The sequence below is a fragment of the Bradyrhizobium uaiense genome (genome assembly GCF_010811875.1).
In the GTDB taxonomy this organism is placed as follows: Bacteria; Pseudomonadota; Alphaproteobacteria; order Rhizobiales; family Xanthobacteraceae; genus Bradyrhizobium; species Bradyrhizobium uaiense.
This window is the reverse complement of the sequence record NZ_VKHP01000272.1, coordinates 1-11,601: the sequence shown is the minus strand read 5'-3', so window position 1 is coordinate 11,601 and position 11,601 is coordinate 1. Positions and strand designations below refer to the sequence as shown.

The 11,601-nt window shown below is 64.8% G+C and carries 16 protein-coding genes, 1 tRNA gene and 2 pseudogenes; 11 read left to right on the top strand and 8 right to left on the bottom strand.

The window, feature by feature from the left end:
* Window positions 1-867: ABC transporter substrate-binding protein (locus FNJ47_RS39645; RefSeq protein WP_236000355.1), on the top strand; the 867-nt coding region annotated here is incomplete at its 5' end.
* 271 nt (window positions 868-1,138) lie between these two features.
* Here the strand turns inward: FNJ47_RS39645 and FNJ47_RS39640 are convergent.
* Window positions 1,139-1,420, bottom strand: a complete 282-nt coding sequence (locus FNJ47_RS39640; protein ID WP_163161385.1) for a hypothetical protein — start codon at window positions 1,418-1,420, stop codon at window positions 1,139-1,141.
* A 252-nt stretch (window positions 1,421-1,672) separates the two neighbouring features.
* Between FNJ47_RS39640 and FNJ47_RS39635 the strand changes: the two genes are divergently transcribed.
* Window positions 1,673-1,960 carry a PilZ domain-containing protein gene (locus FNJ47_RS39635; RefSeq protein ID WP_236000351.1) on the top strand — a complete coding sequence of 96 codons (288 nt, stop codon included), beginning with the start codon at window positions 1,673-1,675 and terminating at the stop codon, window positions 1,958-1,960.
* Between the two features lie 80 nt (window positions 1,961-2,040).
* Here the strand turns inward: FNJ47_RS39635 and FNJ47_RS39630 are convergent.
* Window positions 2,041-2,127: transfer RNA gene (locus FNJ47_RS39630), tRNA-Leu, on the bottom strand.
* A 224-nt stretch (window positions 2,128-2,351) separates the two neighbouring features.
* Between FNJ47_RS39630 and FNJ47_RS39625 the strand changes: the two genes are divergently transcribed.
* A complete protein-coding gene (locus FNJ47_RS39625; protein ID WP_163161384.1) occupies window positions 2,352-2,783 on the top strand; it encodes a twin-arginine translocation pathway signal in 432 nt (143 codons plus the stop codon).
* Between the two features lie 62 nt (window positions 2,784-2,845).
* Here FNJ47_RS39625 and FNJ47_RS39620 read toward each other — a convergent pair whose 3' ends face one another.
* Together FNJ47_RS39620 and FNJ47_RS39615 are read right to left on the bottom strand one after the other, a co-directional pair.
* The gene (locus FNJ47_RS39620; protein ID WP_163161383.1) at window positions 2,846-4,048 is read right to left on the bottom strand and encodes an FAD-dependent monooxygenase; all 1,203 of its coding nucleotides are present in this window, start codon (window positions 4,046-4,048) and stop codon (window positions 2,846-2,848) included.
* A gap of 7 nt (window positions 4,049-4,055) precedes the next feature.
* The gene (locus tag FNJ47_RS39615; protein WP_163161382.1) at window positions 4,056-4,301 is read right to left on the bottom strand and encodes a zinc-finger domain-containing protein; all 246 of its coding nucleotides are present in this window, start codon (window positions 4,299-4,301) and stop codon (window positions 4,056-4,058) included.
* Between the two features lie 249 nt (window positions 4,302-4,550).
* Here FNJ47_RS39615 and FNJ47_RS39610 point away from each other — a divergent pair, with 249 nt between their 5' ends.
* Both FNJ47_RS39610 and FNJ47_RS39605 read left to right on the top strand, forming a co-directional pair.
* On the top strand, window positions 4,551-5,681 hold the full coding sequence (locus FNJ47_RS39610) for a hypothetical protein (RefSeq protein WP_163161381.1): 1,131 nt from the start codon (window positions 4,551-4,553) through the stop codon (window positions 5,679-5,681).
* 70 nt (window positions 5,682-5,751) lie between these two features.
* The gene (locus tag FNJ47_RS39605; RefSeq protein ID WP_163161380.1) at window positions 5,752-6,504 is read left to right on the top strand and encodes an alpha/beta fold hydrolase; all 753 of its coding nucleotides are present in this window, start codon (window positions 5,752-5,754) and stop codon (window positions 6,502-6,504) included.
* Window positions 6,505-6,519: 15 nt separating this feature from the next.
* On the opposite strand, the pseudogene FNJ47_RS39600 reads toward FNJ47_RS39605, so the two are convergent.
* Window positions 6,520-6,968: pseudogene (locus FNJ47_RS39600) on the bottom strand (hypothetical protein); the annotation flags it as partial.
* Between the two features lie 317 nt (window positions 6,969-7,285).
* Here FNJ47_RS39600 and cysE point away from each other — a divergent pair.
* Both cysE and FNJ47_RS39590 read left to right on the top strand, forming a co-directional pair.
* Window positions 7,286-8,113: a serine O-acetyltransferase gene (gene cysE, locus FNJ47_RS39595; protein ID WP_163161379.1), complete on the top strand. Its 828-nt coding sequence runs from the start codon at window positions 7,286-7,288 to the stop codon at window positions 8,111-8,113.
* Window positions 8,114-8,251: 138 nt separating this feature from the next.
* Entirely contained in the window at window positions 8,252-8,470 is a 219-nt protein-coding gene (locus FNJ47_RS39590; RefSeq protein ID WP_163161378.1) for a DUF3126 family protein, read from the top strand.
* 144 nt (window positions 8,471-8,614) lie between these two features.
* On the opposite strand, the gene FNJ47_RS39585 is transcribed toward FNJ47_RS39590, so the two are convergent.
* Window positions 8,615-9,325: a hypothetical protein gene (locus FNJ47_RS39585; RefSeq protein ID WP_163161377.1), complete on the bottom strand. Its 711-nt coding sequence runs from the start codon at window positions 9,323-9,325 to the stop codon at window positions 8,615-8,617.
* 220 nt (window positions 9,326-9,545) lie between these two features.
* Between FNJ47_RS39585 and FNJ47_RS39580 the strand changes: the two genes are divergently transcribed.
* Complete coding sequence (locus FNJ47_RS39580; RefSeq protein WP_163161386.1) at window positions 9,546-9,875, top strand: DUF6949 family protein; 330 nt, start codon at window positions 9,546-9,548, stop codon at window positions 9,873-9,875.
* 93 nt (window positions 9,876-9,968) lie between these two features.
* On the top strand, window positions 9,969-10,499 hold the full coding sequence (locus FNJ47_RS39575) for a gamma carbonic anhydrase family protein (RefSeq protein WP_092115174.1): 531 nt from the start codon (window positions 9,969-9,971) through the stop codon (window positions 10,497-10,499).
* 4 nt (window positions 10,500-10,503) lie between these two features.
* Here FNJ47_RS39575 and FNJ47_RS39570 read toward each other — a convergent pair whose 3' ends face one another.
* Complete coding sequence (locus tag FNJ47_RS39570) at window positions 10,504-10,740, bottom strand: hypothetical protein (RefSeq protein WP_163161376.1); 237 nt, start codon at window positions 10,738-10,740, stop codon at window positions 10,504-10,506.
* An 87-nt stretch (window positions 10,741-10,827) separates the two neighbouring features.
* On the opposite strand from FNJ47_RS39570, the gene FNJ47_RS39565 reads away from it, so the two are divergent.
* Window positions 10,828-11,130, top strand: a complete 303-nt coding sequence (locus tag FNJ47_RS39565; protein ID WP_163161372.1) for a hypothetical protein — start codon at window positions 10,828-10,830, stop codon at window positions 11,128-11,130.
* A gap of 88 nt (window positions 11,131-11,218) precedes the next feature.
* Here the strand turns inward: FNJ47_RS39565 and FNJ47_RS39560 are convergent, their stop codons facing one another.
* The gene (locus FNJ47_RS39560) at window positions 11,219-11,425 is read right to left on the bottom strand and encodes a hypothetical protein (RefSeq protein ID WP_163161374.1); all 207 of its coding nucleotides are present in this window, start codon (window positions 11,423-11,425) and stop codon (window positions 11,219-11,221) included.
* A gap of 17 nt (window positions 11,426-11,442) precedes the next feature.
* Between FNJ47_RS39560 and FNJ47_RS51825 the strand changes: the two are divergent.
* Window positions 11,443-11,601 (top strand): annotated as a pseudogene (locus FNJ47_RS51825) (beta-ketoacyl-ACP reductase); the annotation flags it as partial.

Here is an 11,601-nt window from a genome sequence, read left to right as displayed (position 1 = left end):
GCGATGAACGCGCTGCAATCCGGTGACATCGACTTCGTGGAGAACCCGTCGTTCGACACGTTGTCGATCCTCGAAGGCGACAAGGACCTGAAGGTCGATACGCTGAACAAGTTCGGCTTCCAGACGCTCGGCCGGATGAACTTCCTCTATCCGCCGTTCGACAACATCAAGGTCCGCCAGGCGGCGCTGATGGCGATTAACCAGAAGCAGGTGCTCGACGCGCTGGTCGGCAATCCCAAGTACTACAAGACCTGCGTCGCCTTCTTCATCTGCGACACGCCGTTCGCATCCGAGGTCGGCGGCGAGACGCTGCTGAAGGGCGGCGACATGGCGGCGGCCAAGAAGGCGCTTGCCGAGTCGGGCTATGACGGCACGCCGGTCGTCATCATGGCGCCCGGCGACGTCACCACGCTCAAGGCGCAGCCGGTTGTCGTTGCTCAGCAACTGCGCGACGCCGGCTTCAAGGTCGATCTGCAGGCGACCGACTGGCAGACCGTGGTGACCCGCCGCGCCAGCCAGAAGGCGCCGAAGGACGGCGGTTGGAACATGTTCTTCACCAACTGGGTCAGCGCCGACGTCTCCAACCCGATCGCCAATCTCTCGATTGGCGGCCAGGGCAAGAATGGCGGATGGTTCGGCTGGGCCGACGATCCGAAGATCGAACAGCTGAAGGATGCCTTCGTTCGCGCGCCGTCGCTCGACGAGCAGAAGAAGATCGCGGCCGATATCCAGAAGGAAGCCTACGAACAGGTGATCTACATCCCGCTCGGTCAGTATCAGGGACCGAGCGCCTGGCGGAAGTCGCTGTCCGGTGTGCTTGACGGCCCGGCGACGCCGATCTTCTGGAATATCGACAAGTCCGAGTAGGCCTCGACTTGACGCAAAGCAGATGGCCGGGACTTGTCCCGGCCATTTTTCATTTTGCGATCGCCTGTCAGGTGTAACTGTCGCGGAGCTGTTCGAGGCCGCGGTGAAGCGGCGGCCTGCTGTGTGGTGCGCTCGGCGGGGAGGGGCGCTCCTTGCGCTGATCGCCTTGGTTCGTGGTGCGTTGCGCGGATGGACAGTCGTTCGGCATCGTCATGCTCCAATTGCGGCATGACAACCACGATGCGACGGACTGGTTCCGGAACGTGCTCCGCTAATCCGCGTGGCCTGATTTTGCACTGACCGTGCTCGACAGGCTGGTGATCTGGGTCTGCCCGCCGCCGCCGTTGATCCAGACGGCCGCTCCTGCGGCAAGCGCCAGCACGAAGCACAGCATGATCGCGCCGCGAATCCATCGCCGATAGATCACGCGGTCGTTGGGCGTGGCATCACGGAATGTCTGTGCATTGAGACCGTTGCTGCAATGAGCCGCGTCGTCGCGGTGCTCGAGAATCGTGGCGCCATGATCGCGCGCCTTGTCGCTAGCAATCGACATCGTCATCTCCGACCAAAATTGATTTCGAAATGTCGTGGCCGAGAAATATGCGGCCGGAATTCCCAATGCGGGGGAGGCTACATCACGTGGCGATCGCCGCGTGTGAACCCCGCCACAGCCCGAAACACGATGTGGTGATGCGTGCCCGCTCAGCCCGTCGCCAGCGTCCTGGCATACCAATTGGCTTGGCGTCGCTTAAGATTCCCGTCAGTATTGCGTCGTAATCTGACCGCTTGTGTACCCGACGGGTTCATGGCCGACGACCAGAGCAGGCCCGCATCAGCCAGCGCACAACCGCCAATGCCGACCGACGAGCGGCGTGCCGGCTCGCGTCGCCGCGTCCTCAAGACGGGGGCGATCGAATTCGGCAACGAAGCGATACCCTGCACGATCCGGAATCTCTCGCCGCACGGCGCGTGCATCGAGGTCAACTCGCCGCTGTGGTTTCCCGACGGCTTCGTCCTCGCCGTCGACGGCCTGAGGCACACGTGCCGGGTGGCGTGGAAGAAGGGCAGGCGGATCGGACTGCGGTTTGCATAAGGCACGGCGCCGTTGGCGCCGGCTCGCCTTCACCCGCTGGGTTGGCCTGCCGAGCCGTAGCTCGCGAAGCGAGCGAAGGCTGGTGCGGGCGGTGGGACTCGAACCCACACGACGTTGCCATCGAGGGATTTTAAGTCCCTTGCGTCTACCAGTTCCGCCACGTCCGCGTTGCGCCAGGCGCGCCGACTTCTAGCGCGTTTGGGCGCAGAGTGGAATTGCGATTATCCGGTGCTAACAAGTGCGCTTTCAAAGGCTTAAGCTGCGGCCTGCAATTCCATTTGCGTCGGCGGCCGAGCGTTGGGATAAGCAGCGCGCCGCCGCGATTGGGCCTCAATCCGGACACCGGCGGCTGCTTTAGGCAATCTCAACACAGTCGGATTAAGTAAGCTGAATGTCTGCTCGTTTCCCACGCCGCCCGAATCTGTTGCGCGCGGCAGCCGTCGTTGTGCTGCTCACCTCCGCCGCGGGCGTTTCCGGCTGCGCGCAGATCGGCGACAGCGTGCCGTCGGCGTTCGCTGATCCCGCCAAATACGACCTGTACGATTGCAAGCAGCTCGAGACCGAGCGCAAGGGCCTCGCGAGCCGCGCAGAGGCTCAGGAAAAGCTGATGGCCAAGGCGGAGACCGGCGTCGGCGGTACCTTGGTCTCCGAGATGGTCTATCGCAACGAGCTGGTCTCGATCCACTCCCAGCAGCGGCTTGCGGAGCAGGCCTGGCGCAGCAACAAGTGCCATGAAAGCCCGCCGGACGCTCCGGCGGCCGCACCCGCGGCGCCCACGCCGGCGGCGAGTGGCCCGCGTGCACCGCGAGGCCTCATCCACTAAGTCGGCGCCTTGGCGCAAAGCGGATTGCGGCTCGCGCAGGTATGGCGCGCTCAGCCGATAGCTCAGGCGCGCCAGTCGTAGATCCAGTCCTGCCGCGCCAGCATGCGCTGCGGACCGATGGCGCGGATCGCGAGGTCGCGCGCCACCGCCAACGGTCCGCTCAAATGATAGATGCGGCCCTGCTGCCGCGCCATGCGCTGCACCTTCAGCGCGCGCGCGCGCCGCAGCCGGGCGTAGCGCTTCAGGGCGGCGGGAATATTTGCGGTGTTCTCCCCGGTGCTGTCGCTCAACGCTTTTGCGAGCACGGCCGCGTCCTCGATCGCCATGCCGGCGCCTTGCGCGGCAAACGGCAACATCGCATGCGCGGCGTCGCCGAGCAGCGTCACTGCGCCTTCGCTCCAGCGGCCGATGTCGGGCAGGGTGAACAATGCCCATTTGCGCCAGCCATCGACCGCGCCGATCAGCATCCGGGCCGTCGCGGGCCAGCGCGCGGTGGCGAACGCAGCCTTGATCTCGTTGATCTCGCCGGGCGCGCTCCAGCCCGGCCGGTTCCAGGTGCCTGATACGATCGCGACCACATTGATCTGGCGTCCAGCCGAGATCGGATAGGCCACGAGATGGGCGTCCGGCCCCATCCACAGCTGCACGCGCGGTGCGGTGTATTCACGCGGCAGGGCGGTTGCGTCGAGCGTGCCACGCCAGGCGATCAGGCCGGAGAATTGCGGCTGTACATCTGGAAACAAATGTCCACGCACCGACGACCAGATGCCGTCGGCGCCGATCAGCGCAACGGCCAATTCCTCCTGGCGTGAATTGCCGCGGCGCTGCACGACCGTCAGGCCCTTGGCGTGCTTGGTCACATCCTCGAACTGGCAGCCGAGCCGCAGGTCGATATCGGGATGGTCGTTGACGGCGGCCTGCAACGCGGCCTGCAGATCGGCGCGGTGGATCACCCAATAGGGAGCGCCGGCGCGGAACTCGGCGGCCTGGCCGAGCGGCATGCGTGCGATCTCGCCACCGGCGCGCGTGCTCAGGATGTTGACGGATTCCGGCGTGACCGCGCGTCGCGCAAGCGGTTCCTTGAGCCCGAGCTCGACCAGGATGCGACTGGCGTTGGGAGAGAGCTGGATGCCGGCGCCGGCTTCCTCGAGCCGCTCGGCCTTCTCCAGCACCACGACGCGAAAGCCCTGTGCCGCCAATGTCAGCGACGCCGTCAGTCCTCCGATTCCGGCGCCGGCAACGATGACGGTTCGCGTCAGCGCCACGGAACGGTCAGGCGACCTTGTCTTTCAGCACGCATTCCGGCGGCCGCGCTTCGCCGGCGGTGAGGTCGGATGCGAAGCGATAGAGCGTCGAGCAATACGGGCAGATGATCTCGTTGTCGTTGCCGAGGTCGAGGAACACGTGCGGATGGTCGAACGGCGGGTTGGCGCCCACGCACATGAACTCCTGCGATCCGATCTCGATCACCGAGACACCGGCATCGTTATGGAAGTGCGGGACGACGTGGTCGGACATATTCTCACCTTGGTGGCAACGATGGGCAGACGCAATCAATAGCATGCGGCATCGTGAAATGCCGCGCACCATACTGGCGGGAACAGTTGATTCCTAGAGCCCCGATGGCTCATTTGCTCATGCAAATTCGACACAATCTTGTCGTCCCAGAAAAGCCCTTCTTTGGTCGGAGCCGTTGTGTCTCAAAAACGGCACACTATTTCCAGAGCGACTTGAACAAGGCGAATTAAACTTGAGATTTCCAGCGGAATGAACGGGGTGCGCCTCAGACTTGCGGTGGCTGGCCTGGCTGCGAGCGCTGCGGTGGGCGCGGCCATTTGGCCGCATGCCCGCGACGCCGGCACGCTGCTGTCAGCGCGGGACGATCCGGCCGCGCTCGCCGACCTCAGGCTCAATTCCGTCCTGCGCAACAACCCGGCGTTGATCTCGGACAATATCGAGGCGGCGCTCGCAGCCGGCGATGCCGACCTTGCGACGAGCTTTGTCGCGCTCGCGGGCGAGAACATCGCGCTCAATGATGAGCTCACAAGGCGCGTCGACGACGCGCGTGCCGAACAGTCATCCACCACGCATTTCGCCAAAGGGTTCGCCACCGGGCTCGTGACCGGCAATGCCGACGATGTCGCAAGCCTTTCCGGCACGGTCGCGGGCGACCTGTTCGTGTTCGGTGATGTCAGGGACGTCGTGCGCGAGGGCAAGCACCTCGTGATGGGCGAGGACACCGACCAGTTGGTGCTTGGCCTTGCCGCCGCCGGGCTCGCCGTGACCGCCGCGACTTATGTCTCGGTCGGCGGCGCCGCGCCGCTGCGTGCCGGGCTGACGCTGGTGAAGGATACGCGCAAGGCCGGACGGCTGAGCGAGGGCATGATCGAATGGGCCGGACGCTCGACGCGCGAGGTCGTCGACCAGCCGGCGCTGCGCGAGGCGGTCGCATCCGGCTCGGTGCTTCGGCCGGCGGAAACTGCAATCGCGATCCGCGCGGCGTTCCGCGCCGAGAAGGCCGGCGCATTGGTGCGCGTCGCCAAGGACGTCGGACGGATCGGCGAGGCGGCCGGGGTTCGCGCCGCGCGGGACACGCTCAAGGTCGCGGAGAACCCGCAGGAGATTGCGCGTGCGGCCCGCATTGCCGAGGCGAAGGGCGGCCAGACCCGCGCGATCCTGAAGCTGCTTGGCCGCGGCGCGCTGCTGCTGGCGGCCGGTGCATTCAATCTCTCCATGTGGCTGTTCGGCGCGCTGCTTGCGCTGTTCGGCTTCCTGTCGTCGATCAAGGCCACCACCGAGCGGACCACGGCGTGGTGGCTCCGACGACGCAAGGCGTCGCGTCTGAAGCGGCAGCTGGCCGCCACAGCTACTCTGGCGAGTATGCCCGTTCAGGGCTAAACTTGCGGTCGCCGGTCGATCGCAAATCCCCAATCCCAAATCCCGATCCCAAGAAAAAACGGAATGGATGATGCCGAGTTTCCATCACGGCGATGTTGAGATTGCCTACATCGACGAAGGCGCGGGCGAGCCGATCGTGCTCGTGCACGGCTTCGCCTCGAGCAAGAACGTCAACTGGATCTATCCGACCTGGGTGTCGGAGCTCGTCAAGGCCGGCCGTCGCGTCATCGCGCTCGACAATCGCGGCCACGGTGAATCCGCCAAGCTCTACGACGCCGCACACTACGAGATCGCGACCATGGCAAGCGACGTGATCGCGCTGATGGATCATCTCGGAATCGCACGCGCCGACATCATGGGATATTCGCTGGGCTCGCGGATGACCGCGATTCTGGCGCGTGAACATTCCGATCGGGTGCGCTCGGCGATCCTGGGGGGCATCGGCATCGGCCTGATCGAGGGCGGCGGTCCCGGCGAGGCCGTCGCGCTGGCGCTGGAGGCGCCGTCGCTCGACGATGTCACCGATCCGGTCGGCCGCACCTTCCGCGCCTTTGCCGATCAGACCCGCTCCGACCGCCGCGCCCTCGCGGCCTGCCTGCGCGGCTCGCGCCGGCTGATGACACGCGAGGAGGCGGCCGGCATCCGCGTGCCGGTCCTGATCGCGGTCGGCAGCAAGGACGAGATCGCGGGCTCGGCGTCAGCGCTCGGCCGGATCATTCCGGGGTCGGAGGTGCTCGACATTCCGAACCGCGACCACATGCGGGCGGTCGGCGACAAGGTCTACAAGACCGGGGTCATCGACTTCCTGTCGCGGCGAAAATAGCCCGTCGGCATCGTTCTCGGCATCGTCCCTGGCGAATACGCGCGCGGCCGCGATCAGCACCACGAAGGTCGCGACCCACACCATGCGCGCGCCGTAGCGGTCGTGTGGCCCCGAGATCACGCCGCAGATGACGGCATTGCCGAGCAGAGCGAGCGTGATCGTGCCCGCCAATAGCGTCAGATCGTCGACCCGACGCTGCCACAGCCCGCGGCCGGACAGCAGTACGACCAGCAGCATCGAGGCCAGCGCGACGGGCACGTGGATGCGGTTGAGGCGGTGAAGTCGAGATGCCATTTTTGTTGCCGCGCCGCGCGCATCGGCGCGACCTGCGCGGGAATGTAGCGCTCGATGATGCCGTAGGTGTGCGGGATCCAGCCATTGGTGCCTTCGCCGGTCGCGACATGCATCAGCTGGTCGACGGTTGCGGTCAGCGCCGCCTTGGCCTGGCATTCCGGATAGAAGGCAGGGGCGAGCAGGAGCAGGGGGATGGCAATGGTGGCGACCCAGACCGACCGGGCATCGGTCAGGCGGCCACGTAAACTCCGGGTATTGATGATGGTTCCCCCTTTATTGGGGCCGACCATGCCCAAAACCACACTGCGGACGAAATCCGCCAATAGTTGCAGAAGCACGGCTTGATTTCGGCAAAATCCCGACCAATTCCCCTAGACGCCGGTCCGGGGAGCGTTCGGCTGGGGTTTACCGTGCCAAGCCTTCCCGGGACGCGCTGGGTCCATCGTGCTATAACGCACGTCAGAACAACCGAATTGCGAGAGCAGCTATGGCAGTTCATCAGGTCAATCCGCAGGGTGCGAAGCTGACTTCGCTCGATCCGATCTGGGATCGGATCCGCGGCGAGGCGGAAGACATCCTGCGGCGCGAGCCTGAGCTCGCAACCTTCATCTATGCGACCGTGCTGCATCATGAGCGCCTGGAAGATTCGGTGGTCCATCGCATTGCCGAGCGGCTCGATCACGCCGCGCTGTCGGGCGACCTGATCCGCCAGACCTATAGCGAGGCGCTGCGCGACGAGCCCGATCTCGGCAACGCCTTCCGCGCCGACCTCGTCGCGGTCTATGACCGGGATCCTGCGACGTCGCGTTTCATCGACCCCTTGCTCTACTTCAAGGGCTTTCACGCGCTGCAGACCCATCGTCTCGCGCACTGGCTCTATCAGAAGGGCCGCAAGGATTTTGCCTTCTACCTGCAGAGCCGCTCGTCGGCGGTGTTCCAGACCGACATCAACCCGGCCGCCAGGATCGGCCGCGGCATCTTCCTCGATCACGCCACCGGTTTCGTCTGCGGCGAGACCGCCGTCATCGACGACGACGTCTCGATCCTGCATGGCGTCACGCTCGGCGGCACCGGCAAGGAGAACGAGGATCGCCATCCGAAGATCCGCCACGGCGTGCTGATCGGCGCCGGCGCCAAGATCCTCGGCAATATCGAGATCGGTCATTGTGCGCGCATCGCGGCGGGCTCGGTCGTGGTCAAGCCCGTGCCGCACAACGTCACGGTTGCGGGCGTGCCGGCGAAAATCGTCGGCGAGGCCGGCTGTGCCGAGCCGTCGCGCACCATGGACCAGATGCTCAACGCGATCGGGCTTTGATTTCATTCGCTTTCTGATCGGCGGCGCGCTTTGGCGTGTGCGCAATATCACGTCGCCAAAGCCTGAAAAGGCTCTGGCGATCTTTGCCGTCTCGTCCTAAAACTCCCCCGAAAATCATCGACCCGATTGGAGACGGCAGTGGACGTTCAGGAAGTCAGGAAGCTCGACGCGTATCTCAAACGCGTGTTCAGCAATCCCAAGATCCGCGTTGTGCCGCGGCCCAAGAAGGACGACTCCGCCGAAGTCTATATCGGCGAGGAGTTCATCGGCGTGCTGTTCGTCGACGACGAGGACGATGATCGCTCGTTCCAGTTCCAGATGGCCATTCTGGAAGAAGACCTGAGCGAGCAAGGCTGAAGAGCCTTGCCCAAGTTCGTCATTGCGAGGGGCGCAGCGACGAAGCAATCCATGTCACCGCTCGCGGAAATATGGATTGCTTCGCGGAGCCTGTCATCCGGCGGCGCGTCGCGCCGACCGGGTGGCTCGCAATAACGGCGCAAGTCATCCCTTCGCGCTGTGCATCTGCGCGGAGAGGCGGTTCATCGCGGTGGCGATGTCGCGCCATTGCACGAGCCAGCTGCGCGGAAAGCGGAAGGTCAGATCGGCGCCCTCGATGCGCTGCTCGCTCAGGCACATGCCGGGCGTCGAGGTATCGCGCGTGCAGCGCGCGGCGAGCTGCGGCTCGGTCGCAGTGAACAGGTCCTCGCCGCCATAGGGCGTGCCGTCGCGGAACGCGCGTGTCGTCAAGCCGTCGTCGGTATTCGCGCGCTCGTCCAGATAGCGCGGATAGATCGTACGCAGCCGCATCTCCGGCGCCAGTGAATCGCGGTGGGCTGCGATCGACACGAATATCCTGTCGATCGGCTGCACCTTGTCCTCGACCGTATCGGCGCTGTAGTGCTTCGGGGCGGCAGGCGCCTCCAGCGACGGATAGAGGAAGCTCAGGTCGACGCGCTCCTGCGGACCGGAATGGCGCTGGATCTTCATGCGGACGGCCATGGTCGGCACGTTGAACAGCGTGCCGCCGACGCTCACCGGCAGCCGCGACGGGTCGCTCGGCGGAACGGTCGTATACGTTGGCCACAAGAGATAGGCGACGAGCGCAATCGCGCCGGCCGCGATGACCGCTGAGGCGATGATCGGAACGAGGTGCGCGCGCGGGTTGCGGCGGGTGTCGCGGGCGAGATGCTGGGCCGTCGAGAGAAGCGTCATGAACGAGGCAAAGACCAGGTCGAGGGTGGCCGAATCACCTGCCGAATATGCCACGCGGCGCGGAATTTCCGTACGATTCCAAAGGAATCCCTCACCGAATGGCCATGCGCAAACGCGGCGCCAGGTGCCGTCGGTTAACCTTTCTTTAAGGATGATGTGGCGGCTGGCCACCAATTCTGCGAAGCAGGAGCGAGTGGCCTCTTGCGTAGCGGAAGTTCCGATGTCGCCTGATACCTTGAATTCCCTGTTCTCCCTCTTCATCGGCTTCGCGTTCGCCGGCGCACTGGCCAACGGTTATCAGGCGATGGCGGAGCGCCCGGCAGGCTTCGGCCTGCTGCAGGAGGGCGTGGCGCCGAAGACCTTCGCCGCGGTCCCGTTTCTGGTCTTCGCCGCACCGTTCATCATCATGCGCAACACGCTGCGTGGCGCGCGCATCGAGCGCCGCCGCTTCGAGTTCGTGATGATGGCAACCGTCATCTCCGGCTTCTGGAGCCTGATGTCGGGCACCTTCTTCATGATGACGTTGCGCGCGGCGGGCATGCTCGGCTGATCCCGATCATGATCCGCGGCCGATCACGGTCGCGCTTGCTTGAAACCATGTCGGCCGCTGTGCCAAGGTCTCCTTCGATCCAAGGAGACCTTCATGGCGATCTACGAACTCGACGGGCAGGGGCCCGATCTTCCCGCTGACGGCAGCTATTTCATCGCCGACAACGCCGTTGTGATCGGCAAGGTCCGCCTCAAATCCGCGGCGAGCGTCTGGTTCGGCGCCGTGCTGCGCGGCGACAATGAGTGGATCGAGATCGGCGAGGGCTCCAACGTGCAGGACAATTCGACCCTGCATGTCGATCCCGGTTTCCCCCTGACCATCGGCAACAACGTGACCATCGGCCACAATGCGATCGTGCATGGCTGCACGCTGGAAGATGGCGTGCTGATCGGGATGGGATCGATCGTGATGAACGGCGCGCGCATCCGGCGCGGCAGTGTCGTCGGCGCCGGCTCGGTCATCACCGAGGGCAAGGAGTTTCCGGAAAATTCCCTGATCATCGGTGCACCGGCGCGCGTGGTGCGCACACTCGACGCCGCGCAGGCCGAGGCGCTGTCGCGGCCGGCGAAGTCCTACGCAATCAGGGGCCCGCAGTACAAGGCCGGGCTGAAGAAGATCGGCTGAACTCTCAGCGCTTCGGGCCCTGCTTGCGTGCGCCCTTCGGTGCGGCGGGGACCGGCTTTGCTGCCGCCTGAAGCCTCGCGCTCTTGCGCAGCGCGTCCTTCAGGTCGATCGGAATACCGTGCTTCTTGAGCAGGTCGGCGAAGGCCTCGTCGGCGAGCTCCTGCAAGGTCGCCATCCGGTCGCGGCCAAGCTGCTTCAGCTTGTCGAACGTGTCGTCGTCAAACTCGATCAGCTTGCGCAAATTGCATTGCTCCCAAACTGTATTGCTCGATCGCCTGCGGGAACCGGTGTTTTGCGGACTTGTTGATGTCCGCAAGGGAGAATTGCCATGCGCAAATTATCCGTCACCACTGCGTTCGCGACAATCGCCATTCTGCTGACACCCGCGGTTACCGTTGCTCAAAGCACCGGGACCGGCAGCCCCTCGTCGGCTAGCCCGGTATCTCCGCAACTCACGTCGCCGCCGCCGGGCACCAACAGTGCCGGCACAGCTCAATCCTCCGGCCGGCTGAACACCGGCGAGGGCGTCACCACCGGCTCGGCGTCGTCGACTGAAAATCTCGACAAGGCGATCGCCAACGAGAACAGGACGGTCGATCGCCGGGTCAATGGCATCTGCCGCGGCTGCTAACCTTCAAGGCCGCGCCTTTGATGAACGCGGGTCGCGCAGAAGTGAGCGCGACGTCGACGCGTGGCCGAAGCCGCGGTCCTACATTGCGCTAGCATACGCGCGACGCGTCGAAGGAGGCTTGAAAAGAAAGCCTCGGAAAGAGGAGTACCGGGTGATGTTGCGGAAGACGATGATTGCCTTGCTGGCGACGGCGTCGGTCAGCCTGTTCACGATCGACACCGCGTCGGCACGCGGTGGATTTGGCGGTGGTGGTTTCCATGGCGGTGGTGGATTCCACGGTGGCGGCGGCTTCCATGGCGGTGGCGGTGCAATCCGGGCTACAAGTGGGGCGTCTCATCGTTTGACGCCTGCGCGGGCGGCGGGAAGCAGGGCGAGGCCGATCTCGGGGCGGGCGGCGGGCTCGGCAACAACGCCGGCATCACTAAGGATACCGCATTCCACAAGATGAAGCACGAGCCGTGGGAATCAGTG